This window comes from Paenibacillus sp. FSL P4-0113 (assembly GCF_038009305.1).
Taxonomy (GTDB): domain Bacteria; phylum Bacillota; class Bacilli; order Paenibacillales; family Paenibacillaceae; genus Paenibacillus; species Paenibacillus polymyxa_D.
The window spans coordinates 4,461,588-4,486,492 of record NZ_JBBPAZ010000001.1; the positions used below are offsets into that span (position 1 = coordinate 4,461,588).

General features: G+C 48.4%; 23 protein-coding genes and 1 riboswitch. Of the genes, 18 read left to right on the top strand and 5 right to left on the bottom strand.

Annotation, left to right across the window (positions count from 1 at the left end):
- Nucleotides 1-96 precede the first annotated feature (96 nt).
- From MKX46_RS19320 to MKX46_RS19330, 3 genes are all read left to right on the top strand, one after another.
- Nucleotides 97-351 (top strand): YneF family protein, encoded by a 255-nt coding sequence (locus MKX46_RS19320; protein WP_013308742.1) that lies wholly within the window; start codon nt 97-99, stop codon nt 349-351.
- Nucleotides 352-405: 54 nt separating this feature from the next.
- The gene (folE, locus tag MKX46_RS19325) at nt 406-999 is read left to right on the top strand and encodes a GTP cyclohydrolase I FolE (protein ID WP_013308743.1); all 594 of its coding nucleotides are present in this window, start codon (nt 406-408) and stop codon (nt 997-999) included.
- Between the two features lie 162 nt (nt 1,000-1,161).
- Complete coding sequence (locus MKX46_RS19330; protein ID WP_341071646.1) at nt 1,162-2,007, top strand: lipoate--protein ligase family protein; 846 nt, start codon at nt 1,162-1,164, stop codon at nt 2,005-2,007.
- Between the two features lie 204 nt (nt 2,008-2,211).
- Here MKX46_RS19330 and MKX46_RS19335 read toward each other — a convergent pair whose 3' ends face one another.
- The 3 genes from MKX46_RS19335 to MKX46_RS19345 are packed head-to-tail and all read right to left on the bottom strand — an operon-like array spanning nt 2,212 to nt 4,889.
- Nucleotides 2,212-3,591, bottom strand: a complete 1,380-nt coding sequence (locus tag MKX46_RS19335) for a Fe-Mn family superoxide dismutase (protein WP_029515780.1) — start codon at nt 3,589-3,591, stop codon at nt 2,212-2,214.
- A gap of 4 nt (nt 3,592-3,595) precedes the next feature.
- Nucleotides 3,596-3,880 carry a hypothetical protein gene (locus tag MKX46_RS19340; protein ID WP_341071647.1) on the bottom strand — a complete coding sequence of 95 codons (285 nt, stop codon included), beginning with the start codon at nt 3,878-3,880 and terminating at the stop codon, nt 3,596-3,598.
- A complete protein-coding gene (locus MKX46_RS19345; protein WP_029515779.1) occupies nt 3,852-4,889 on the bottom strand; it encodes an alpha/beta hydrolase in 1,038 nt (345 codons plus the stop codon). The genes MKX46_RS19340 and MKX46_RS19345 overlap by 29 nt, the downstream gene beginning before the upstream one ends.
- Nucleotides 4,890-5,188: 299 nt before the next feature.
- Between MKX46_RS19345 and MKX46_RS19350 the strand changes: the two genes are divergently transcribed.
- Nucleotides 5,189-5,932 carry an IclR family transcriptional regulator gene (locus MKX46_RS19350; protein WP_341071648.1) on the top strand — a complete coding sequence of 248 codons (744 nt, stop codon included), beginning with the start codon at nt 5,189-5,191 and terminating at the stop codon, nt 5,930-5,932.
- Nucleotides 5,933-6,087: 155 nt separating this feature from the next.
- A riboswitch (TPP riboswitch) is annotated at nt 6,088-6,200 on the top strand.
- Nucleotides 6,201-6,387: 187 nt separating this feature from the next.
- On the top strand, nt 6,388-8,232 hold the full coding sequence (gene thiC, locus MKX46_RS19355; protein ID WP_341071649.1) for a phosphomethylpyrimidine synthase ThiC: 1,845 nt from the start codon (nt 6,388-6,390) through the stop codon (nt 8,230-8,232).
- Between the two features lie 122 nt (nt 8,233-8,354).
- Here the strand turns inward: thiC and MKX46_RS19360 are convergent, their stop codons facing one another.
- On the bottom strand, nt 8,355-8,507 hold the full coding sequence (locus MKX46_RS19360; protein WP_010348453.1) for a hypothetical protein: 153 nt from the start codon (nt 8,505-8,507) through the stop codon (nt 8,355-8,357).
- Nucleotides 8,508-9,016: 509 nt separating this feature from the next.
- On the opposite strand from MKX46_RS19360, the gene MKX46_RS19365 reads away from it, so the two are divergent.
- The 3 genes from MKX46_RS19365 (at nt 9,017) to MKX46_RS19375 (ending at nt 10,643) form a co-directional block, all read left to right on the top strand.
- Nucleotides 9,017-9,853, top strand: a complete 837-nt coding sequence (locus MKX46_RS19365; RefSeq protein ID WP_029515776.1) for a YitT family protein — start codon at nt 9,017-9,019, stop codon at nt 9,851-9,853.
- 197 nt (nt 9,854-10,050) lie between these two features.
- Nucleotides 10,051-10,251, top strand: coding sequence for an SdpI family protein (locus MKX46_RS19370; protein ID WP_341071914.1), 201 nt, complete (start codon nt 10,051-10,053; stop codon nt 10,249-10,251).
- A 44-nt stretch (nt 10,252-10,295) separates the two neighbouring features.
- Nucleotides 10,296-10,643 carry a DUF1648 domain-containing protein gene (locus MKX46_RS19375; RefSeq protein ID WP_341071650.1) on the top strand — a complete coding sequence of 116 codons (348 nt, stop codon included), beginning with the start codon at nt 10,296-10,298 and terminating at the stop codon, nt 10,641-10,643.
- 73 nt (nt 10,644-10,716) lie between these two features.
- Here MKX46_RS19375 and acnA read toward each other — a convergent pair whose 3' ends face one another.
- Complete coding sequence (gene acnA / locus MKX46_RS19380) at nt 10,717-13,428, bottom strand: aconitate hydratase AcnA (protein WP_341071651.1); 2,712 nt, start codon at nt 13,426-13,428, stop codon at nt 10,717-10,719.
- Nucleotides 13,429-13,847: 419 nt separating this feature from the next.
- Between acnA and MKX46_RS19385 the strand changes: the two genes are divergently transcribed.
- The 10 genes from MKX46_RS19385 to MKX46_RS19430 all read left to right on the top strand — a co-directional run bounded on the left by MKX46_RS19385 (nt 13,848) and on the right by MKX46_RS19430 (nt 24,901).
- A complete protein-coding gene (locus tag MKX46_RS19385; RefSeq protein WP_029515772.1) occupies nt 13,848-14,843 on the top strand; it encodes an amidase domain-containing protein in 996 nt (331 codons plus the stop codon).
- A 73-nt stretch (nt 14,844-14,916) separates the two neighbouring features.
- On the top strand, nt 14,917-16,005 hold the full coding sequence (locus tag MKX46_RS19390) for a D-alanine--D-alanine ligase (RefSeq protein WP_341071652.1): 1,089 nt from the start codon (nt 14,917-14,919) through the stop codon (nt 16,003-16,005).
- Between the two features lie 101 nt (nt 16,006-16,106).
- Entirely contained in the window at nt 16,107-16,430 is a 324-nt protein-coding gene (locus MKX46_RS19395) for a hypothetical protein (protein ID WP_007428793.1), read from the top strand.
- A 139-nt stretch (nt 16,431-16,569) separates the two neighbouring features.
- Nucleotides 16,570-17,571, top strand: a complete 1,002-nt coding sequence (gene uvsE, locus MKX46_RS19400) for a UV DNA damage repair endonuclease UvsE (protein WP_341071654.1) — start codon at nt 16,570-16,572, stop codon at nt 17,569-17,571.
- Nucleotides 17,572-17,745: 174 nt separating this feature from the next.
- The gene (locus tag MKX46_RS19405; RefSeq protein ID WP_013308756.1) at nt 17,746-18,612 is read left to right on the top strand and encodes an inositol monophosphatase family protein; all 867 of its coding nucleotides are present in this window, start codon (nt 17,746-17,748) and stop codon (nt 18,610-18,612) included.
- A gap of 39 nt (nt 18,613-18,651) precedes the next feature.
- The gene (locus MKX46_RS19410) at nt 18,652-18,894 is read left to right on the top strand and encodes a hypothetical protein (RefSeq protein WP_029515768.1); all 243 of its coding nucleotides are present in this window, start codon (nt 18,652-18,654) and stop codon (nt 18,892-18,894) included.
- A gap of 124 nt (nt 18,895-19,018) precedes the next feature.
- Nucleotides 19,019-20,749, top strand: coding sequence for a sensor histidine kinase (locus tag MKX46_RS19415; RefSeq protein ID WP_341071655.1), 1,731 nt, complete (start codon nt 19,019-19,021; stop codon nt 20,747-20,749).
- A complete protein-coding gene (locus tag MKX46_RS19420) occupies nt 20,727-22,286 on the top strand; it encodes a response regulator transcription factor (protein WP_076160626.1) in 1,560 nt (519 codons plus the stop codon). Before MKX46_RS19415 ends, MKX46_RS19420 begins: the two co-directional genes overlap by 23 nt.
- 175 nt (nt 22,287-22,461) lie before the next feature.
- On the top strand, nt 22,462-23,754 hold the full coding sequence (locus MKX46_RS19425) for an ABC transporter substrate-binding protein (protein WP_039270672.1): 1,293 nt from the start codon (nt 22,462-22,464) through the stop codon (nt 23,752-23,754).
- 238 nt (nt 23,755-23,992) lie between these two features.
- Complete coding sequence (locus MKX46_RS19430; RefSeq protein WP_023987015.1) at nt 23,993-24,901, top strand: carbohydrate ABC transporter permease; 909 nt, start codon at nt 23,993-23,995, stop codon at nt 24,899-24,901.
- Nucleotides 24,902-24,905 lie beyond the last annotated feature (4 nt).

Consider the following 24,905-nt stretch of genomic DNA (forward strand, 5'->3'; position numbering starts at 1 on the left):
TGCAAAAAGTGATTTGCTAGCTGTCCCATGTTTTGCTATGATAGGTTCGTGTGTAATTCAAGATGTTTCATATAAATATACAGAGGTGACGACTTCGTGGTGTGGAATATTGTCATTCCGATTATTACCCTGATTGCTGGTTTGGTTGGGGGATTTTTCATCGGTGCTTATTATCTTCGTAAACAGCTTGAGAAGATGCAAAACGACCCTGAAACGCTGCAAAAAATGGCCAAACAGATGGGTTACAACCTGAATGGGAAACAAATGCAAAAAGCCCAGCAGATGATGAAGAACCAACAGTTCTCCAAAAATCAGCCTGGTCCGCGTAAAAATCAGGGCCGTCGGAAATAATGAGCAACGTGAGTACGGATGCCGCATGAGGTTGCTGCATAGAGGAGGATTACTGTGGCTGGCGTAAAAGATTATATTAACCGCAAAGCTGCGGATAACCGGGATAAAATCGAGTACCATGTGGAGCAGATTTTACAACTGATCGGTGAGGACCCCAAGCGTGAAGGGTTGTTGGAAACACCGGCACGCGTTGCGCGCATGTATGAGGAAATATTTGCGGGTTATGAGGTTGATCCCCGGGATGCGCTGGGTGTGACATTTGACGAGAATCACGAGGAGCTTGTGATCGTGAAGGACATCGTCTATTACAGCCAGTGTGAGCACCATATGGCTCCTTTCTTCGGAAAAGTGCATATCGGCTATGTACCCAGCGGCAAAATTGTAGGATTGAGCAAGCTTGCACGCCTGGTAGAGGCAGTGACCCGCCGATTGCAGGTACAGGAGCGTATTACTTCACAGATCGCTGATATTTTAAATGAAGCGGTCTCCGCTCACGGGGTTATGGTAGTCGTAGAAGGCGAGCACCTGTGCATGTGTGCAAGAGGTGTCAAAAAGCCTGGCAGCAAAACAGTAACGTCTGCGGTACGCGGTACGTTTCGTGATGATGCAGCGCAGCGCGCAGAGTTTCTGTCGCTGCTTAAGGATTGATCGAACATCGCAAGACGTTTATGTGATGAACAAAAAAGGGTGGTTTACGCATAGGCGTAGCCATCTTTTTTTGTTAACATCAGATATAAACGACGGGATAGCCGCCTTAAAATTACGATTAGCCTATGGATAACAGTTATTTTTATAGATAGGGGATAACGTATGGAGAATGTACATAGATCAACAGAAAAAACAACAGCTTTGCCTGAGTTGCAGTGGTTTGAAGCACCACTTGCGGACACTCAGGAGGACGTTTTGTCTCCGCTGGCTTGGGAGGAGCTGGCCTGTCGGCAAGTAGGGAAAGGAGCTGCACCCATTTTGCATCTTTGGCGGCATCCGTCAGCGCTTGTGATTGGTCACCGGGACCGCAGGCTCCCTTACGCCCCACAAGCGATGGAGCGAGTGCGCAACGCGGGAACCTCGGTATGCGTACGCCCCTCGGGGGGAGCGGCCGTCATGCTGGACAGGGGGATGCTGAACCTGTCCTTGATCCTGCCGAATCCAAAGCGGGTCATCAGCCTGCATGAAGATTTTCGGCTCATGGCAGGGCTAATAGCCGATGCGCTGGTTCCGTGGTCTGGCGAGGCGCAGACCGGAGAAATCCCCGGGTCCTTCTGTCCCGGGGATTACGATGTCAGCGTCCGGGGCCGCAAGTTTTGCGGCATTGCACAGCGACGTCAAGCCAAGGCGTATATCATCACAGCCTTCGTGATGATTGAGGGCAGCGGTGCAGAGCGTGCACAGGCGGTACAGCAATTCTATACAGAGGCAGCCGGAGATACGTCGACAGGCGTGCAGCAGCAGGATTACCCCCGGGTGAATCCGGCAACGATGGGTAGCCTGGCAGAGCTGGCTGGAGTGCCGTCTGTTGAGGCGTACACGGCATCTCTGCGTCGTGTCGTCGAGAGCCAGACAGTCATTTTACCTGCCGATAGTTGGCTGGTACAACCGGAAGGATGGACCGAACAAATGGCAGCGCTCAGAGAGCGATACGATTTGCAGGTGTAGTTTGTCTTTAGCTTAGAAGCCTATTAGTGCGTATTCAAAAAGTCGGCTTTTCAGGACCGAGAAAGTTGGATGAAGCTAGGGACTGAGTAGCGGAGCGTAGACAGATCTACGTGAGCAACGGAAGGCCCGGCTGAATTCAAGATTCGACGTCGAATCCGCTTCTTGAATAGCTTCGTTATGGAAAGACGACTTTTTGAACAACCTCTAGAAGGGTTGCCATCTCAGCTTGGAGGCTTGATCGTAGCGTGCTTCCACTTCAGGCCAGTTAACGACATGCCACCAATCCTCAATGTATTTGTTGCGCTCGTTTTGATGCTTTAAGTAATATGCGTGTTCCCACACATCTATCGCCAGCAGCGGAATGGACTCCCATTGAGTCAGATTCTGGTGCTTTTCGGCCTGCAAAATTTCAAGCCGTCCCGCGCGCGGACTCCATACCAGGATCGCCCAGCCGCCACCCTCGACCTTTTCGGCTGCCGAACTGAATTGTTTTTTGAATGCATCGTAGCTGCCAAAATCTTTTTTAATCTGTTCAGCCAGCGGTCCGCTTGGGTTTCCACCGCCTTGAGGACTCATGATCGTCCAAAAAAGAGTATGCAGGTAATGGCCTGCGCCGTTGAATGCCAGTTCGCGTTCCCAATGTTTTACGAGATCAAAATTACCTGTTTTTCGGGCTTCTTCCAGCTTTTTTTCCGCTTTATTTAGGTCATTCACATAGCTCAAATGATGCTTGTCATGGTGAATACGCATCGTTTTCTCATCAATATACGGTTCAAGCGCATTATAGGGGTAAGGGAGCGGTGGGAGTCGATGTCCTCCAATAGGAACCGACCGGCCGATTGAGGTTTTTTCCGTTGCCGAAGGTTGAGCCTGGCTGGATTTGACGCCTTTAGTCGTCCATGTGCCTTCTCCCCTTATGCCTGCCTGACGTTCTCGAAACGCTTCCTCTGGGTAATTCTCACCCTCTGTCGCTACATGATACAACCCAGCAGCCCTTGCGATGGAGCCAGGTTCTTGAAAGGGGGTTGTCGAGATCAGGAAATATTGGCTTTCATGTGCCGCGTGTAATACAACTCCAGCGGATTTTGGCTGCTGACGCAATGCATGACTGTGCTCGCTCAGCAGACCGAGCTGCCGTACATACTCCTGTGACTGGCGGTTTGCGGTTTGTAGCAAATCGTCCAATCGACGATTTAATTCTTGTGAGTCAGGCTGAGCGTTTAATGCTGACTCTGACGATGGCATCTTTACAGATGATGATGCGTCTAATCCCCTTGACTGTTTTGGAGGTTCAGTGAATTCGTGTGTATGTGCTTGTGGGGCAGCCGACAGCTGTTTCCATTCCTGATGCCACGCCTGATCTGCCGGATCAAGTGCGCTCCGTTGCTCTTCAAGCAACTCTATGGCGGTGCGTTCCGTCTGTTCGAATACAGTCCGCCAATCATCCAGCAGCCGTACATAAGTAGGCTCCAGTCCCTCGGTAGCGGATTTAATCACTTCCACATGCCAACTTTCCTGCTGCTTCCAATGCCGAATTTCCTCCAGCACACGTAAGGGCAGGAAAGACCCATAAGTACTCAGCATCGTTTTATACCTCCCGTATCCCACTATGGCTATCCGGCGGATCTGGCAGATCTGCCCTGGATGCATACGTACCCAGTATATTCGCGGTCTCATCGGGAATATGTCTATAAACTCCTGCAATTAGGCCATCTCTGTTACGTAGAACAATGAATACCCATGGAAAACGTAAAAGAAGCCCAGCTACGGCACGGTTTAAGTGTCCATAGGCAGGCTTCTTCAAGGCGAACAATAGAATATACAGTTCTTCGAAAAATAATTCTTTACTTCGTAGTCGTTTGTTTGTGGGCATCAGCGATCGTTTTCTTGTCCTCCAGCTCCTGTACACTGCTTAGAAACGTCGATACCCGCCGTAGATATTCACGGGGATGCTCTCTGAAAATAAGCTCATGTATCCCGTTTTTGACAATCCATACACTGGAAAGTGGGTTGGTTTGATTGGCAGCGAGCTTTTCCGCAATAGGATAAGGAGCCTTTTCATCCTGTGTACCATGCACAAACATGATCGGGAACGGATAGTTTTCCTTTTTAACCTCCTGATATGGAATCTGATGCAAGCTGGTGCCGTTCAATACTGGAAACAGCAACTCCAGAATTTCCAAAGACGGATGTCTTGGCAGGTTAATTTGATTGTGAATGTTATGGTACAGCGTATCCGGCTCCAACAGGAAAGTGCTGTCCAAAATCATTGCGTCCACATCCTTGGTTTGCAAGCCCGCCTGAAGAGCGGTTCCTGCCCCCATGGAGAAGCCCCATACGATAATCTCCGACGAGCCGCGTTGCTTCGCAAGCTGGATCGCTCCGAGAAGCTGCTGGGATTCCGCTTTGCCTCCGGTTGCGACTGATTTGCTGTTTTGTGACGCGAATCCATAATCGAACATGACCACATTAAAGTTCAAACTGTGGGCATAATGCGCCAGATCATACATGGGAATCCAGCTTTCTTCGCGGTTAGCTCCATAACCATGGCTGAAAATAATCGTTTTCCGCGATTGATCCGCCGGGATATACCAGCCTTGTACCATGCGGCTACCATCCTTGGCAGGGAAGCTGACTTCCTCATAAGGCATGTTTTTGGCCTGCATCGGATTAGAGTACAGCGGCGCGACGGTAGGATTCGTAAGTACCCATGCGATGTAAGCATGCAAGGCAATAAAACAAAACAACAGAAAAAAAACGACCGACAGCAGCAGAGCAATCACAACGTGCTTGAACCGCAGCAGACGGGGATTAAAGAGTGGGGTGGACGGCTCCTGAACAGCGGTCTGTAGCTGAGAGTTGCGCTGGGATGTAGAAATCATGTAAGAGCCTCCTTATATAAAATTGATCTTCGTTTCATAGAATTTAGGTATAATTCCACTTGAAAATGATAGTGTATATCCGTATAGATACCTATTATCGTATGATGGGGGTTACCCAAAGTCAACGCCTGAACCGGAAAAGTAAAAATGATGCAAAGAATTGTCGATGTTTGTTCTCGTTCTGTAATATGGTTGTCACAAAAACATCGGTTTACAGTAGCCGCGACTATTCTATATAATTTATGTAACCATGTTTCATAGTGTGAAACGAATATGGAGACAAGAGGAGCGGTTCACGAATGGAAGACCGTAAATTAACCGTTCGCGCTGTAGAGCGTGCACTTGATATATTGCTGTGTTTTACCGCAGATTCGGATCTTGGCCTAACGGAGATTGCCTCCAAAATTGGCCTACATAAAAGCACGGTTCATCGGCTGCTGACTACGTTGGAGGATCGTGGCTTTGTCGTTCGGAATGCCGAAACGGAAAAATATCGACTTGGCTTCCGCATTTGGGAGCTATCCACACATTTGTCCCAAAGTGACGAGCCGGCGGTGTTGTTACAGCCTGCAATGGAAGGACTGCGTGACCGTCTGGGCGAAACGGTCAGCTTGTACTTACGGGACGGCAACATGCGTATTCGCATACAAGCCGTGCAGAGCAATCAGGCGATCCGCAGGGTTGCGCCTGTGGGTGCGCGTATGCCGCTGGCTGTAGGAGCCTCCAGTAAGGTGCTGGCTGCCTTTATGCCGCCGCAGGAGCTGGAAGCCCTGCTAAGCGGGAATGAATGGCCGCACTCGGTAGACGCGGAGGTCTATAAAGCCCAGCTGCAGGACATTCGCGAGAAGGGCTATGCGACCAGCTATGAAGAACGGGAGCCAGGGGCCGCTGCTGTGGCCGCACCAATTGTGAACCGGAAGGGACAGGTCACTGCGGCTTTATCTGTATCCGGTCCGGTCAGCCGGCTTGCACCCGAGACGCTACATGACTTTGCTCCGATTTTGATCGAAGCGGCTAAGGAAATGGGGCTTATGCTTCCGTAACAAGAATGAATGCAGTTGAAGCAAGCAGAGTGATTTGATGAGGAGCGTCTTCTTGCTAAATGGAACCTAGAAGGGTTGCCAAAGTCATAAATTTGAAGTAGTCTGATAAGGATGGCGGGATGTCTGTTATGTCCGCCTCATGTGAATAGAAGTATCGCAGTTACTGGGGGAGCCTGTAATGCCGGGCTGAGATGGAATCGTGTAAGATTCCGGACCCTTTGCACCTGATCTGGATCATACCAGCGTAGGGAAGTAATCGGCCATTGAAATGTATACGCAGCTGCTGTCTACGGTGACGCATTGGAATAGGATTATTCCACATGTGCACGGTCTGGATAGCAGCCTCGTTAGATTAGCCGGTTCCCTCGGGAACCGGCTTTTTTGCATAGATCAGCGCCACCCTGGGAATGGTTCCGGATCGGTGTGTCATTTCATCGAAACGGGAGGAATGGACAATGAAGCCGTCAGAAGTAGAAGGAACAAAAGGAACAGAATTGAAATCAGCAGAAGTAAGGTTGGCAGGAACAAGGGAAGTTGAGGTAGAGAGAACAAACGGGAAGCAAGCCAGTGGGGTAACGCCCTTTCCAGGGAGCCGTAAGGTATATATTCAAGGCTCGCGGCCGGACATTGCCGTGCCAGAGCGCGAAATTGCTCTCCATCCTACACATACGCCGCAGGGCACGGAGCATCATGAGCCATTGCGTGTGTACGATACGAGCGGTCCCATGACTGACGAAGCCTATCAGGTCGATATCCGTCAGGGCCTGTCTCCATTACGGCGAGCTTGGGCACTGGAACGGGGCGATGTGGAGGCTTACGAGGGACGCGCCGTCAAACCGGAGGATAATGGACTGAAACCTGGCTCCAAACGGGAGACAGTTGAATTTCCCGGCGTGACCAACCGTCCGCTTCGTGCTTCGCAAGGTCGTACAGTGACGCAAATGCATTATGCACGGCAAGGGATCATTACGCCCGAAATGGAATTTGCGGCGATCCGCGAAGGGGTGGAGCCTGAGTTTGTACGGCAGGAATTGGCGGCTGGACGAGCCATTTTGCCTTCGAATATCAATCACCCGGAAAGTGAGCCGATGGTCATTGGGCGTCATTTTCACGTGAAGATCAATGCGAACATTGGTAATTCTGCGGTTACCTCCTCGATTGAGGAGGAAGTGGAGAAAATGACCTGGGCTGTGCGTTGGGGCTCGGATACAGTTATGGACCTATCCACAGGCCGTAATATCCATACCACACGTGAATGGATCATTCGGAATTCTCCTGTACCGATTGGAACTGTGCCGCTGTATCAGGCACTTGAAAAGGTGAACGGCGAAGCAGAAGCGCTGACGTGGGAGTTGTATCGCGATACGCTGATCGAGCAGGCGGAGCAGGGAGTGGACTATTTTACAATTCATGCGGGTGTATTGCTGCGGTATATACCGATGACGGCGAATAGAATGACGGGAATTGTGTCCCGTGGCGGGTCGATCATGGCAGCCTGGTGCCTTGCGCACCATCAGGAGAATTTTTTGTATACACATTTTGAAGAAATCTGCGAAATTATGAAAGCCTATGATGTGGCCTTTTCTCTCGGGGATGGTCTACGTCCAGGTAGTATCTATGATGCGAATGATGAAGCACAGTTTGCAGAGCTGGAAACGTTGGGCGAGCTAACGCAAATCGCATGGAAGCATGATGTTCAGGTCATGATTGAGGGGCCGGGACATGTCCCTATGCATAAAATCAAAGAGAATGTGGATTTGCAAATGGAGATTTGTAAGGAAGCTCCTTTCTATACCTTGGGACCGCTCACGACGGATATTGCCCCCGGATATGATCATATTACCTCAGCCATCGGGGCGGCGATGATCGGTTGGTTCGGGACGTCCATGCTGTGCTATGTTACGCCTAAGGAGCATTTGGGTCTTCCGAATAAGGATGATGTCCGTGAGGGTGTCATTACCTACAAAATTGCGGCACATGCTGCCGATCTGGCGAAGGGCCATCCACGGGCGCAGCAGCGGGATGATGCTTTGTCCAAGGCACGCTTTGAGTTCCGCTGGCGGGATCAGTTCAATCTGTCGCTTGATCCCGAGCGGGCCTTGTCCTACCATGATGAAACGCTACCAGCAGAGGGAGCCAAGGAAGCACATTTTTGCTCGATGTGCGGCCCCAAATTTTGTAGTATGCGCATCACGCAGGACATTCGCGCCTATGCAGCGGATAAGGGGCTGAGCACCGAAGAAGCAGTGGCCGCTGGGATGCGTGAGAAGGCAGAGCAGTATCGGGATGGCGGTCAGTAAAACGAATGTGTGAGTTTAGGAACGCATGAATCAAAAAAAGCCGTGGTTCTCTACAGTCGATGTAGGAAACTACGGCTTTTTGGCTTATGTAAAGCGAGTCATGCAACCGGATAAACGGCGCCTTATTTTTTACCCATTTTTTCATTCAAAATGTCCTGAAAGCTGAGCTTCTTCTCCGAGCTATCTTCTTTCTTCTGCATACTCACCGCGTTGGCACGTTGGTATTGGTGGTGAAAGGGCATCAGGGTGTGGACGGTTAAGTTCATTGTATTCATGTAGATCATTCCTCCAATTCCATATTGTCAAATTCAGATTGAGTTGCTTAGGACGTCTGTATAGGACTATTTGTATGTACTTGATGTCGCAATGCTATGTAGGTTGCTTGGTTATGTTTCAATCATTATACCCACATTTTTTCAAAGTAAAACGCCTTTGACATAAAACAGGAAGATGGTCATGTGTGTTCAAAATGCCGATTAGGAGGATGGTCGTTTTAGGGGAAAATGTGCCTAGGTCTAAAACAAGGGCTTGAGGCCCGTTTTCTTAGTTTAGTAGTCGGGATTGTGTTTTTTTTGTCGAATAACCTTGTAAAAGGAGGGTTTTGCGGACTCCTCAAGTCAGGATTGAGGCAGTCTGGTGGCGAATTAAAGTGTCAAAGTTGTATTGACTTTATGTTTGGTAGTAGATACCATGAACTGGTTGTCAGCGTATTTTGACAACAAGAGTCAGCCAATCGATCTGGCGATTCATCCTTTGAAATGTTAGAGAGAGGATTAGAGCATATATGAAAAAATGTATTGCAGACATCGCATTTATTATTCTGGGTGCGTTTTTTTTCGCGCTAGCTGTTAATCTGTTTGTGATCCCGAATGAGTTTGGCGAGGGGGGCGTTACAGGGGTCACAATCATCCTGTACTACCTGTTTCAGTGGTCTCCCTCGATCGTTAATCTGGTGATTAATGGCTTGCTGCTGATTGTCGGATATAAATTTTTAGACAAGAGAACGACCTTGTACACTATCATTGCGGTCGCTTTTAACTCGCTGTTTTTACATTTAACAGTCAACTGGCGGATTGATTCGCATGAGCCGACGATTAATGCCGTATTTGCCGGAGTTTTGGTGGGGGTTGGCATAGGCCTAATCGTACGGGTAGGCGGCACTACGGCGGGTACGGTCATTTTAGCACGGATTGCCAACAAGTATCTGGATTGGAATATCAGTTATGGCCTGCTGTTTTTTGATTTGATTGTCGCATTCTCTTCCTATTTTATTATTGGCCCGGAAAAATTGATGCTAACTATCGTTATTTTGTACGTTGGTACGAAGGTGATGGACTTTATGATCGAAGGACTGAACCCCAAAAAAGCGGTCATGATCATTTCGGAGCACCAAGATAAAATTGCCGAGATGGTCATTACGAAAATGGATCGTGGAGTTACTGTCCTGTCAGGCCACGGTTATTACACTAAAAATCCAAAAGAAGTGCTGTATATCGTCATTAGTAAACAAGAGGTATCGGCGCTCAAAAAGATAGTGAAAGCCATCGACACAGCAGCATTTATCACCATTCATGACGTGCGGGACGTGTTCGGAGAGGGTTTTCTGGATATTTCGAAGTAACTGGTGGTGTGAAGATAAGGTAATAGGAGAATAGGGTGAGAAGTCGGTCCTGAGGGATCGGCTTTTTGTTTTTGTGATGTTTCTTCCATTTTTGGTATTGGGAAATATGCATAATAAAGAGGAGTCACTCAATTCTTGTTATATGGAGGGTTTGGCGGGATGGAGAATAAGGGTAATTATGATGTAAGTTCCGTTGGCTGCTTTCGAATGAAAAGGCATGGAAGAAGACGCATCGTATCTCTGCTTATATTTGGATAGCCTTTGGCTTAATCGGGATCGCTATAGGATTAGGACAAGAAGTTAATGTGTATATGGTGCTCGCTTCTTGTTTACCGACGATGATTAGTTTTGTTACTTCTCTCTTTCTAAGCCATAGGTATAAAAATATAGACTGCTGATATCTGTATAATGCGGATCGATTTAGCATATTAGGGGGATTTCCATGAGAAGTAAATTAAATTTTTCTAATGTATTGTCTTTTCTTATTTCTGTTTTGCCTTTCATTATCTACCTTTTCATGTATCCGAGAATGCCTAGGAATGTAGCAATCCACTACAATTTCAATGATGTGGCTGACCGTTTTGTTGACAAATCCTCCCCTGAGGTATGGTTGTTGTGTGGAATCAGCCTCATATCTTTTATGCTTATGCTTATGCTCCAACCCTATTTCAGTCGTCAGTTCAAGAGCGAAGAAGGCTCTGCAATCATGGAAAGCCTGCCTGGTCTCTTCACACTCCTTATAACCCTAGTGTTCTCAGTTCTCGGCATATGTTTCCTTTTAAAGGCTTAAAGCATATAAAAAATCCCCTCTCAATGTGCAGTTTCCACTGCATTTGGAGGGGATTTTGTTATTTATACGCTCTTTACTCTTGAATCATTTGACGCAATACGGTTTGCAGAATACCACCGTTGTGGTAGTAGTCGATGTCGACGGTGCTGTCCAAACGAGCAATTACTGGGAATTCGAACTTCGTGCCATCCTCGCGTTTAGCCACAACCGTAAGCTCTTGACCAGGCTTCACGTCATTGTTAATGCCGAGAATGTCGAAGGTTTCACGACCATTGAGGCCCAAGCTGGACCAGCCATAGCCTTCCTGGAATTGCAGAGGCAGTACACCCATGCCGACCAGGTTACTGCGGTGAATCCGCTCGAAGCTTTCGGCAATGACAGCCTTAACGCCCAGCAGAAGCGTACCTTTGGCCGCCCAGTCACGAGAGCTGCCTGTGCCGTATTCCTTACCAGCGATGACGATCAGGTTCTGATCGGCTGTCTGATATTTCATGGACGCATCATAGATGGACATTTCCTCATCCGTTGGCAAGTATTTGGTCACGCCGCCTTCAGTACCTGGAGCCACATTGTTGCGGATACGGATATTGGCGAATGTACCGCGCATCATGACCTCGTGATTACCGCGACGGGAGCCGTAGGAGTTGAAGTCCTTGCGTTCCACGCCATGCTCCTTCAAATACAGTCCTGCCGGGCTGGAAGGGGCGATGTTGCCTGCTGGTGAGATATGGTCCGTCGTGACCGAATCATTCAACAGGGCAAGCACACGGGCATTACGGATTTCCTTGATATCCTGCACGCCATCCTGAAGTCCTTCAAAGAACGGCGGGTTTTGAATATAAGTTGAGTTTTCATCCCATTCATACAGTTCGCCTTCAGGAACCGGAATGGAGTTCCATTTTTCGTTGGCAGTAAATACATTTTCGTATTTGCGACGGAACATATCCGGGCTGAGAGACAGGCTGATGGCTTCCTTGATTTCCTCGGAAGTGGGCCAGATATCTTTCAGGTAGACTGGCTGATTGTCCTGATCGTAACCGAGCGGATCATTCACCAAATCAATGTTCACTGTACCTGCCAGCGCATAAGCGACAACCAGTGGCGGTGAGCCGAGATAGTTGGCTTTGACCTGCGCATGCACACGGCCTTCAAAGTTCCGGTTACCGGAAATAACTGCGCCAACCGTTAAATCATGGTCTGTGATAGCTTGACTCACTTCGTCAGGAAGTGGGCCGGAGTTACCGATACAGGTCGCGCAGCCATAGCCTGCCACATGGAAGCCGAGGGCTTCGAGCGGTCCGATTAATCCCGCTTTTTGCAGGTATTCCGTTACGACGAGGGAGCCTGGGGTCAAGCTTGTTTTAACATAGCCTGGCTTTTTGAGCCCGCGCTGCACTGCTTTTTTGGCCAGCAAGCCCGCACCGAGCATAACGCTTGGATTGGAGGTATTCGTGCAGCTTGTGATAGCCGCAATAACGACTGCTCCTGTACCTAACTCGCTGGTGGAGCCGTCCGGATGGGTCAGCGGAATCTTCTGTGCGATTTTTTCATCGCTCAGTCCATAGCCGCCCTTGTCCACCGGGGTACGAATAATGCCTTCAAACGTTTCTTTCATGCGGCCAAGCTCAACACGGTCCTGCGGACGTTTGGGTCCGGCGAGACTCGGTACAACCGAAGCTAGATCCAGCTCAATGGTATCGCTGAACACAGGGTCCGGTGTATCGGATGTGCGGAACATGCCTTGGGCCTTGTAATATTTCTCTACGAGGCTTACTTGCTCATCGGAACGTCCAGTGCTGCGCAGGTATGCCAGTGTTTCCGCATCGACCGGGAAGAAACCAATCGTTGCGCCGTATTCCGGTGCCATGTTGGCAACTGTCGCACGGTCAGCCAAGCTGATGTTAGCCAGACCAGGCCCGTAAAATTCTACGAATTTGCCGACTACGCCTTTTTTACGCAGCATTTGTGTAACAGTGAGCGCCAGATCGGTGGCGGTAGAGCCTTCCGTCAGACTGCCTGTCAGCTTGAAGCCAATCACATCGGGAGTGACAAAATACAGCGGTTGCCCCAGCATACCCGCCTCTGCCTCAATCCCGCCGACACCCCAGCCAACAACACCAAGGCCGTTAATCATCGTGGTATGGGAGTCTGTTCCTACGAGGGAATCTGGAAAGACGACCGTTTCACCGTCAATGGTTTTGGTAGCGGCAACGGAGGCGAGATATTCCAGATTGACCTGATGAACGATACCTGTGGATGGCGGAACGGCGCGGAAGTTGTTGAACGCCGTTTGCGCCCAGCGCAGAAAACGGTACCGCTCCTCGTTACGTTCAAACTCTACCTTAATGTTGTAATCCAGCGCATCACTGGTACCGAAAGCATCGACCATGACCGAGTGGTCGATAACGAGATCGACGGGAACGAGCGGATTGATTTGCTTCGGGTCCCCGCCTGCTTTTTTCACCGTATCACGCATAGCTGCCAAATCGACAACCACGGGGACACCGGTAAAATCCTGTAGCACGATGCGTGCAGGAATGAACGGAATCTCCTTGTTGGTGTCCCGATCCTCAGCCCAGCCTGTCAGCTGCTGTACATGTTCTTCAGTGATGGCGCGTCCGTCAAATTGGCGAACCGCGGCTTCCAGCAACACTTTAATGGAGAAAGGCAGCTTGGCGATACCGCTTTTTCCTTGTTCCTCCAGTGCCTTAAGACTGTAGTAGCGATAAGGCTTCCCGTTAACTTCCAGACTACGGGCGATGGAGAATTGATCTTTTCCTGACATAAGTATTACCTCCTTGAAGTGAATGCTTGGGGGAAAATAGGGATGTCGTTTTTTCGACGTCTTGCCCAGTTGGTTTAAATTGGTTGCGTTCTCAATTACATCTTCAGTGCTTCATAACGTGTTAGAGGTTGTGATGAATGCAGTTTGTTTCATTAGATGAAACATGATTTCAAAATGATTGCTTTTGGATTAAGTATACCGTTTTCAGGCAGTTCCGTAAAGTTTTTTTGGCCTAAATGATGCCTTGCAGATTGGAAAATAAAACGTTCCGCTCCCTCGCGTTTCGATGTTCATACGAAGCTTTAGAGATTCATACTTATAGATAGAGAGCATATCAGACCAGAGAGGGAAAAAGGAAGTTCTACATCATTCCGGTTATCCCCGGAAAAGGATAGCGGGACGAATTTGGAGGGATAGGGATGGGGGAGCGGGAATGGAAACAGGCCCTTTTTGCTTACGTGAATCAATACAATCGCAGTGAAGTCAATGGTGTACCGCAGCCAGATGAGTATCTGGAGGTGGGCCAGCGGATGGAACGAGCAGCACGTGCGGCCAGGTTGGAGCAGTGGTACAACGAACGGGATGCTGTTCCCCTACGCAGCGAGACACGCGCCAAGCCGCTACGAATGGTGCAGGATACGCCGGATGAGGCTGTGGTAGATGTACAGCTGCATGTCCGACTCTTTTATGAGAAGGGCGGGATGACTCACCGGGAGGATCGGATTGAACGGGAGCGTCTGACGTTCACACGCGAGGGTGAAGCCTGGCAGGTAGCGAGAATTGAGCGCGATCCGGCAGAAAGGAAGCCAGCGGGGGGAGAGGTTCCTTTTGAACAGGCTTCGTTTAATCAGGGAGGGAGTTTGCCGCTGCTGAATCGCGGAGTACTGGGCTTTGGCACATCAGCACGTCCCAGCCGATATCGCCGTGAAGAAGCGGCAGCTTATGCAGATCAGTGGTGGGATAGCTTTAACCCGGAGTTTGAAGGTTTTGATGTGGATTGCACCAATTATATCTCGCAATGCCTCTTTGCAGGGGGCGCACCGATCCACTATACTGGTAAAAGAGAATCGGGCTGGTGGTATAAAGGACGGGTCGCCGGACGTGAGCTGTGGAGCTACAGTTGGGCAGTTTCCAACAGTCTGGAGCGGTATTTGGGCTCCAGCTCATGGGGTTTGACTGCTGAGCAGGTGAGTCGACCGGAGCAGCTCATGCTGGGGGACGTCATTTTTTACGATTGGGATGGTGACGGAACCTTTCAGCACAGCACGGTGGTAACGGCCTTTGATGCGGGCGGCATGCCGCTAGTCAATGCGCATACGGTAAGCTCCAGACATCGTTATTGGGACTATAAAAATTCGTATGCGTGGACCGACAACACGGTATATCGCTTTTATCACATCGCCGACTATTTTTAAATGAGATGATGGATAACAGGTATAGTGACGCAAATCAGTCATAATGACGAAAGTAGGAAAGCGGAGGATAGGCATGGCAAATCAAAAATTGACCGTAGGGCTGGTGTACGGTGGCAAATCGGGCGAACATGAGGTTTCGCTGCAAACGGCGTATGCGGTAATGAACGCATTTAACTATGAGAAATACGAGATTATTCCTTTTTATATTACGAAGGCTGGCGATTGGCGTAGAGGGGCGCTATTAAGCGCTCCTCTGGCTTCTGTAGAGCAATTGAAGCTGGAACGTGCAGAGGGCGGTACCAAGGCGGCATTAGATACGTTGTTCGGCAAGCTGTACGGAGAGCAGACGCTGGATGTGCTGTTTCCGTTGCTGCACGGCACCTTTGGCGAGGACGGAACGATTCAGGGTCTGTTCGAAATGGCGGATATGCCTTATGTCGGTGCAGGAGTGCTGGCTTCGGCAGCAGGTATGGATAAAGGCGTCATGAAGAAGCTGTTTGAGCATGCCGGATTGCCGCAGGTGAAATACTGTTATTTTAATAGTACACAGTGGGCCCAAACCAGTCATGATCTGGTACGTAATATGGAAACCGAGCTAGGTTATCCTTGCTTTGTCAAACCGGCCAATCTGGGATCAAGTGTCGGTATTTCCAAAGCCAATAACCGAGAAGAGCTGGAAAAGGCTGTAGATCTGGCTTTGCAATTTGACCTGAAGGTGATTGTCGAGGAGTACGTCGATGCCCGTGAGATTGAGGTCAGCGTACTTGGCAATGACGAGCCGATTGCCTCGGTACCGGGTGAAATTGTATCGTCGAGTGATTATTATGATTATGCTGCCAAATATACGGATGGCCAATCGGAAATGCTTATTCCGGCACCGTTGGATGAGGAAGTGGCAGATCGTATTCGTGAAGCCGCATTACAAGCATTCCGCGCGCTGGAAGGCTGCGGGATTTCCCGTGCCGATTTCTTCGTCAGACGCTCGGACGGACATATTCTTATTAATGAAGTGAATACGATGCCTGGTTTTACACCGTTCAGTATGTATCCATTACTGTGGAGAGAAACTGGCGTATCCTATACAAGTCTGCTGGACCGCATGATTGCTCTTGCACTGGAGCGTTATGAGCGCAGGTCCGCATTGCACTACGAGAACTCATAAACGAAACAAAGGGGAGCTGATCACTCTCCTTTTTGTTCATATATATGGCACTTACTTGAGCATTTCACTAAACCCTTAATGATGAAAGGTGGCGGCTACACATGGGCTTTCAAACTGAATTTAACTCCGTGTGCAAATTCAAGAGCGAACAAGAACTTTACGAACTGCTGGAATACGGACGTGGCAAAATGGTTAAATCCGGGCTGCGCGTGTTTCCGACAGGCCAGAAGGTCATCGCTTACAGCGTGGACAACGTGGCAGTAGCCATCGTGCAGATTGTGGGCTGTATCGCCGAAATTAATTTCCAGGGCGATGAAGTGACCGAAGTTGAAATGATCCTCATTCGTAAGCTGAATGAAGAGGAATCAAGAATTCAGACCGCATTAGCGGATGAAATGTTTTTTGGAGCACAGCAGCAATCCTAGCTGTTTGCTTCTTGCAATTTGTGCGATAACACCGAATCAGCATGTGCTTTTCCGGGTATGATCAGTAGAAAAGGGTTTTAGGTCACAGAACGAAAGCGGCCTTACCATCTACTGCGAACTACTGAAAGGAAGACACCCTATGATCGTAAGGTTAGGTTATGTAGCCATGTCGGTTACCGTGCAAAATGCATCCCCCTCTAAAACCATGACGATGGCCAGCTTTAACAAGATTGGAGACCGAGAAGCTGCGATCCGCAAGCTAGAACGGATAGCAGCCGAAAATCTCCATAATACATTGAGACTGCTGCGCCATAATCGCGCGAGTGATATCCAGGTCTATCGTTTCTCATCCAAGCTGATTCCGCTCGCGACCCATCAGGATCTGCGGGATTGGGACCCGTTTCAGGGCCTTGCTACTGACTTTGCAGAGGTTGGGAACTATGTCAAGGCGAATAGGATGAGGGTATCGTTTCACCCCGATCATTTTACAGTGTTAAGCACTCCCCGTCCTGAGGTGTTGGAGAGCTCCATTAATGACTTGAAGTACCACAAAGCGATGCTGGAGGCCATGGGGCTCGGTGCCGAAGCCAAGAACAACATTCATATTGGTGGTGCATACGGAGATAAGGTGACCTCAGGTCAGCGTTTTGTAGAGCAGGTTAGTGCTCTGGATCTTTCGTTAAGAGAACGGTTGACGCTGGAAAATGATGATAAAACATTCAATGCGGTGGAAACACTGGAAGCTTGCAAAATAACGGGCTTGCCGATGGTTCTCGATATTCATCATCAATGGGTCAATAACGAGGGTGAGAAGCCGTGGGAGCTATGGCCGGACATATTGAATACCTGGAAAGGGGAATTGGCCCAAGCCGGATCTTCTACTGATCATCCATTGCCGCCAAAAATTCATGCCTCCAGTCCCAAAAGTGAAAAAGACCCTCGTGGTCATGCAGACGGTGTTCTGGTGGAGCCGTTGCTGACCTTTCTGCGCAATATTGCTGGATATACGGATCGGATTGATGTCATGCTTGAAGCCAAGCTTAAGGATGAAGCGTTATTCGGATTGATGAATGAACTGCGCCTTCAGGAAGATAATGGGGTCAAAGTGCTGGATGGGGCTTCCGTAGAAATTATGCCTTAGAAAGTAGTATTTTGCGGATAAATCTCTCATTTGGGGAAACTTTATGCAGTTTATTGTGTATACTAGAATGTGTAAACTAGCAAACTTGTACTGAAACAGAGATGGTTAAGAGACTGTGCTGTAGGCCAGCTTCGTAAACCACGTAACAATGATATAGAAAGTAGAGTGAACACGTTGAACGAACATGAAAACGAAAAGGTTCCCTATATCGTATCAGGAAAAAGCTATACTGCCGTGGCTATTAACGCGGCATCCAAAGCCGGGGAATGGATTAAGAGCAGGCTGGGAACTGTTGAACATTTGAATACCAAACAGTCTCCTACGGATCTAGTGACCGAGGTAGATAAAGGTGCAGAACAGATGATTCGCAGACTGATTCTGACCCATTTTCCCGATCATGCGATTTTGGGTGAAGAGGGTGTAGAGCCGGGAGCCGAAGCTTCGGCCCGCGCACTAGAGGCTGCCCGTGAAGAGGAATATTTATGGATTATTGATCCGGTAGATGGCACGACCAATTTTGTACACAGTCTGCCGTATTACAGTGTGTCCATTGCCTTGGCCCATCGTGGAGAGGTGATTGTCGGGGTTATTTATGATCCGTCCCGTGATGAAATGTTTGTAGCGGAAAAAGGAAAAGGCGCATATGTACATGGTAATCGCATGCAAGCCTCAAGAGAAGAAACACTGGGAGATAGTCTGGTGTGCATCGGCTTCCCGCCAGATCGTACGTATGCACAACCGCTAAATATGAAAATCACGCAGGTTCTTACACCTCAGGTACGCGGCATTCGGGCGCTGGGCTCGGCAGCATTGCATCTGGCTTATGTGGCGTCGGGACGGTTATCGGCCTATTGCGAAATTGGTTTGAATGCGTGGGATGTAGCAGCGGGCGCTTTACTGGTGCAGGAATCAGGCGGTACCATTACCGATACATTGGGCAGACCTTATGACCTGAGTGTACGGCATATTGCAGCTACGAATACAGCTATTCATTCTCAACTTATTCAAGTGCTGAAAGAAGCAGACGCAACCGGGTTATAATTCTACGTAGGGACCATCACCCTAAAGGAGGAAATCGCGATGAGTCAATCCGAAGAATTGGAACGCCAGCTCAGTGAACTGCTGACGGAAGGCGAAATTCGTGAGAATGAGGCCCAAAAGCGGGAACGGCTCAGCCCTAAATATGAGGTGCGGGTTCAGACTCATATCGATCCCATTGTTGAGGAAACGCGTAAATACCGGAGTATGGCACGGGAACTTGATGACCGATACGACGAATATATGAGCAAGGCGGACAAATCGAAACCAACCGATCAACGCTAAGCAAATGCAAATACCTCTTGCCGAATGACCAAGGCATGGGGTATTTTGTATGTTATAAAGGAGGCGACAATCACTGATTACCTACTTTAAAAGCGCTTACAAAAATGCTGGAATCCATCATAAAATGGTACTGCTGATAACGGTGCTTATGCTGGTTAATTTTGCAGTTGTTGCAGTCATACTTAAGTACGTATTTCACATTTATGATAATCAAATGTACAAAAAAACATCCGAAGTACTCAATATTTCTTCAATCGGTATAGAAAATGAGCTGAAGGATGTGGAAAAAGTTACTTTCAAGGTAACAACGGACGAGCAGCTTCAACGTTATTTGCTGCAATTGGAAAAGGAGAAATCCCCTTATGCCAAAATGGTGCTGCGTAAAAAAATAACGAATAGGCTTGTCGCCTTTGCCGGCTCTGAAACCTATGTCTATTCTATGATGGTCATCGACAAAGAGGGACAGGTCATGAGTGCGGGCAACCGCGAAGGTATTCCCCAAGAGCTTCGATCCACCCTGTCGGAGCTGGCAGACGAACATGACGGTTCCAATGCATGGTATGCCGCAGGTCATTCCTCCTTGCTGGCAGCTCGGCAGTTCAAATCCTTTACCGATTCCAATTTTACGCTGAATGGGCTCGGAACGCTTGCGATTCGTGTGCGAATTGACCGGATTGTAGCGGACCGTGTGCAGACCTCCGGTCGTGACGGACAACTGATGATTACAGATGGAAGGCGGATGATTTATCCCGAAACACCACTTTTGAGTGAAAGTGATATTCAGGCCGAGCTGGGCCGGAAGCAGCCTTACGGGATTGCGACCTACTCAGGAGGAACCTTTTTCGCTGCTCAAATTAAATCCTCTTATACGGGTTGGACGTATTTGCATATGACGCCCTTCGATGATATGTTTCGCAGCATTACGATCATCAAAGAAATTGTAAGCGCTATTTTTGTCATTATGCTTCTTATTGCATTGGCACTGGGGGCTAGGTTGTCAGGTAGCATTACCAAACCGATCGTTCAATTAATCCAGAATATGCGTAAAATAGAAAAAGGCGATCTCGACCGTTTGGAAGAAGAAGCGCTTGGCGCGGTCCCCCTTTCCACACAGGATGAGGTGGGGCTGCTGCATCGGACATATAAGAAAATGATTCGCCGCATCCGTGAACTCATTAATGAGAATGTTGCCAAGCAGCTATTATTGCGGGAAACAGAGCTAAAGGCGCTCCAGGCACAGATTAATCCACATTTTTTATACAATACATTAGAGTCCGTGAACTGGCTTGCCAAGGCGAATAAACAGGATCGGATTTCAGAGATGGTGGAAGCCCTCGCTTTTCTACTACGCAGTGCGGTCAGTTTTGAAGAGCAACTAATTCCGCTTCGAAAAGAATTGGATATTGTAAGGAGCTATGTAACGATCCAAAAAACACGTTTTGATGAGCGTCTCGTTTTCCATCTGGATATCCCGGAAGAACTGATGGACGCGCAAATTCCGAAGCTAACGCTTCAGCCCTTGGTGGAGAATGCCATCCATTATGCGCTGGAGCCGCGAATTGAGCCCTGTCGCATTGCTATTATTGCGAGAGAAAGCGAGGGGGCTCTATTATTGCGAGTTGAAGATGACGGATTAGGATTGACGCCGGATTTCTTGGAAAAGCTGCGGAGCGGGCAGGTCACGACTCGTGGGCAGGGCATTGGACTTACGAATATTCAGGAACGGATTAACCTGACCTTTGGTACACCTTGGGGGATAGAGCTGCATAGCGAGTCAGGAACAGGAACGTCGATTCATGTCTGTATTCCATATGTGAAAGGGGATCAGGGTCGTGTACAAGGTGCTACTGGTTGATGATGAGCGTATGATTTTGGAGGGCATATCACAGGTGGTTGATTGGGGTAAAGCGGGAACGAAATTGGTCGGTACAGCACGTAACGGGATTGAAGCTTATGATCAGATTCAGGCCAGCCCGCCTGACTTTGTGATTAGCGACATCTCTATGCCAGGATTGGACGGCATCGGACTAGTTGCCAAGACGACGGAGCATTTTCCAGACGTCCGTTTTATTCTGTTGTCTGGTTACAAAGATTTCGACTATGCCTGTCGGGCCATGCAATACGGGGTGAAGCACTACTTGTTGAAGCCCTGCAATGAACGGCAAATTCATGAGGCTCTGACCGAGTTGGGGCAGGAGCGGGAGGAGCAGGAAGAACGCAAGCAGTTTGTAAACCGGATGAAACTGGATTTTCAGCGTATGCTGCCTCATGTGAAGGAACACTTTTTGAAGGAGTTTATTTCCTATAAAACTTACGGTAGCCGTGATATCGCATTTTATGAGCGGTTATTCGGACTTGAATTGCAAGATAAGCAGGTTCGAATGCTGCTGCTGCGGGTGGAGGAATCCCATGAGCCGGAGCATTTATTTGCATTGCAAAATATAGCGGCAGATTTGATGGATGATGTCTTGCTCAGTACGACCATGCAGGGACAATTGCTCATCGTGCTGGAAAGCGAGGATGACACGTCAAGGTTTATGAAACAGATTGAAGCGGTACGTGCGACATTTCATCGCTTTTATAAGCTGGAGGTAACGGTGGCAGTTAGTGAGTCGGATAGTATGCAGCATTCACGGGGGATGTACCGGGAGACACTGCATTGTATGAATCACCGTTTTTACACCGGGGAGGGCAGTCTGATTACGAAAGAGGATTTAGCGGCTGAGGATACCCGGGAGATGGCAGATTTGGAGTTGGACGAGGAGAAGTTCGGTCTGCTGATCAAGGCTGGAAATACGGTGGAGGTTGCACAGGAAGTGGATCGGTTGTTCGGTATTCTGTCCCGTATGAAGCTGGAAATCTCCGTGACCCGCTCCTATGTGCTTCAGCTCTATGCTGCTATGATCCGTATATGTCCTGAGGAGGAGCGTGCGGCGTTTACGAGCCGAATGGTGGTGCTGGCAGAGCAAAAAACGCTGGCATGTCTCAAATCTTTTGTACAGGAAGCTGCCGAACGAATGACCGCAATCTATTATAAAAGTAATGTGTATCGCCAATCTTCTACCGTTGATAAAATGATCACTATTATTGAGCAAAACTACAGAAAATCCGATTTGTCGCTGAACGGAGTGGCAGGTCAAATGCTGTATATGAATTCCGACTACTTAGGGAAGATTTTCAAAAAGGTGACGGGGGAAAACTTCTCACACTACGTCAATCGTTATCGGATCGAACGTGCGGCTGAGCATATTCGGGAGACTGGAGACGTGAAGGTATTTGAACTGGCAGAATGGTTCGGCTTCGGTGGCAACGCGCAATATTTTAGCCAGGTGTTCAAAAAGTGGGCGGGTATGACGCCTTCCGAGTACATTAAATCACATGAACGGGGATGAGCCGCTGGAGTCCCACTGTTTTTTAAACCCAGGAAACCTGATTTGTGTATTCCAATGCTTCTCAGCTTTTGGGAAAATAACAACAGGAGCTAATGTAAACGCTATCAAAATTACGAAAGTGCGTTGTCACTCGTAATTCGGCTCCTTTCTAGAACAGCGAAAAGGGGAGAGATAGGTGGGCAAAAAGGGATGGTTTCTGATCATAGCTATGCTGCTCGTTTTGACGACGGCATGTAGCGGAGCGGACGGCGGCGGAAATTCGGGCACAAGTGCAGACGGAAAAGTAAAGTTACGTATCGCTTGGTGGGGATCGGATACACGTCATGAATACACGCAGAAGGTCGTTGATTTGTATAAGCAGAAAAATCCTAATGTAACGATTGATGTGGAATATGCCTCTTTTGATGACTATTGGAAAAAGCTCGCTCCACAGGCTGCGGCTAATCAGTTGCCAGATATCGTGCAAATGGACATTTCGTACATTAGCCAATATGCAAAAAATGGTCAACTGGAGGATCTCGCGCCTTACTTGAATCAAAAAATTCAGGTCGCTGATGTGAACGAAAATGTACTCAGTACCGGCGTAATAGCAGGAAAGCAATATGGTATCCCAACCGGTGTTAATGTTCTTGGTTTCCAGTATGATCCGGCGTTGCTCAAAAAAGCGGGTATAGACAAAATTCCTGACAATTGGACATGGGATCAATACAAAGAAATGGCTTTAAAGGCTGGTTCCAATAAAGTATATTTTGACAGCTCGATGGCTGCCGACATTTTCTTCCACTACTATTTGCGTACTCAAGGAAAGACTCTCTACAATGCGGAAGGAACGGGATTGGGGTATGACGACGATAAGCTGTTTGTTGACTTCTTCAGCGGATTGGCTGATCTGATTAAGAAGGGAGCGACCCCGCCTCCTGAAATTATGAACCAGACCAAGGGGATTCTTGAGGAATCCGATATCGTAAAAGGAACAGGCATCGGCATTTGGCAGTGGTCCAATCAGTATGTGGGCTTACAGCAGGTTGTTAACCGCCCAATGGCACTGGCTCCAATGTTTGGGCCGAATATGGAAAAAGGCGTATACATGCAGCCTACGATGTACTGGACGGTTGCTTCCCGTTCACAGGTGAAAGATGAGGCCGCAAAGTTTATTGATTTCTGGATGAATGATGTAGAAGCGAATAAATTGATTAAAGGCGAACGTGGCGTGCCGATTTCCTCCAAAATCAAGGAAGCTGTTGCACCAGAGTTGAGCGAGCCTACGAAGCAGGTGTTTGAATTTGTAGCTTCCATGGAGCCAAAGGCTTCTCCAATGAGTCCGCCGCCACCAGTCGGATCGCCGGAAGTGATTGCGACTCTGACCGATTATATTGAGCAGGTCAATTTCGGACAGATGACGGCTGAAGACGCAGCGGCCAAATTCCGGGCTGATGCGAATACCATCCTTGCGAATAACAAGCAATAATAAGCGTAATGAGACCTTTAGGATATCTGACACCGTTTTAGCATAAGAACGACAAGATCGAAGGAACGGTTCGTTAAGTTAACCGTGCGTAGTCCAAAGCATGATTGCGCACGGTTGATTCGACGAACCAACTGCTCAAGCACCCTTTGCAGATATCATAATATTATTCATATAACAACTGATTAATAACATATTAAAGTTTTGCTAATTCTTTAAAATGCAACAGAAGGGAGGCTTGATGAGCTTGCGAAATCATCAGAGCTTGAAAGCCAATATGACCGGATATGCGTTTATCAGCCCGTTTATTGTGGGCTTTCTGGCATTTACGTTAATTCCAATGTTTATTTCGCTGTATCTGTCCTTTACCACCTACAACCTGTTCACCCCGCCCAAATGGATTGGTCTGGGCAACTTCGAAAAAATGTTTACAGGCGACCCGAAATACTGGAATTCGATCAGGGTCACGTTTACGTATGTATTGGTCGGTGTACCGTTGCGACTGATTTTCGCACTGTTTGTGGCTATGATTTTGAATACCAAATCGCGCATGGTCGGCACCTATCGGACGATGTACTATCTACCGTCGATTATCGGAGGTAGCGTTGCGGTATCCATTATGTGGCGGAATATTTTCAGTAATAACGGCATAGTGAACAGCCTGCTTTCGACCTTAGGGGCGACTCCGGTGAAATGGTTTGGTGATCCGGATGCTTCGCTTACGATGCTGATCACCCTGTCCGTATGGCAATTTGGCTCCTCCATGCTGATTTTTCTGGCAGGTTTGAAGAACATTCCTGTTGAATTGTACGAGGCGTCCAGTGTAGATGGCGCTAAGCCAGTACGAAAATTTTTCAGTATTACGCTGCCGTTGCTTAGCCCCATTATTCTATTTAATCTGATTATGCAGACGATCAGCGCCTTTATGACCTTCGTCCCGGCTTATGTTATTTCTAAGGGCGAAGGAGGCCCGATGGATGGAACGATGTTGCATTCACTGTATCTGTTTCGGCAGGCATTTATGTTCAGCAACATGGGATATGCGGCAGCCATGGCTTGGGTCATGCTCATTATGATTGGGATACTGACAGCGATATTATTTATAACCTCCAGATACTGGGTATTTTATGAAACGGAAAAGGGGCGCTGATACC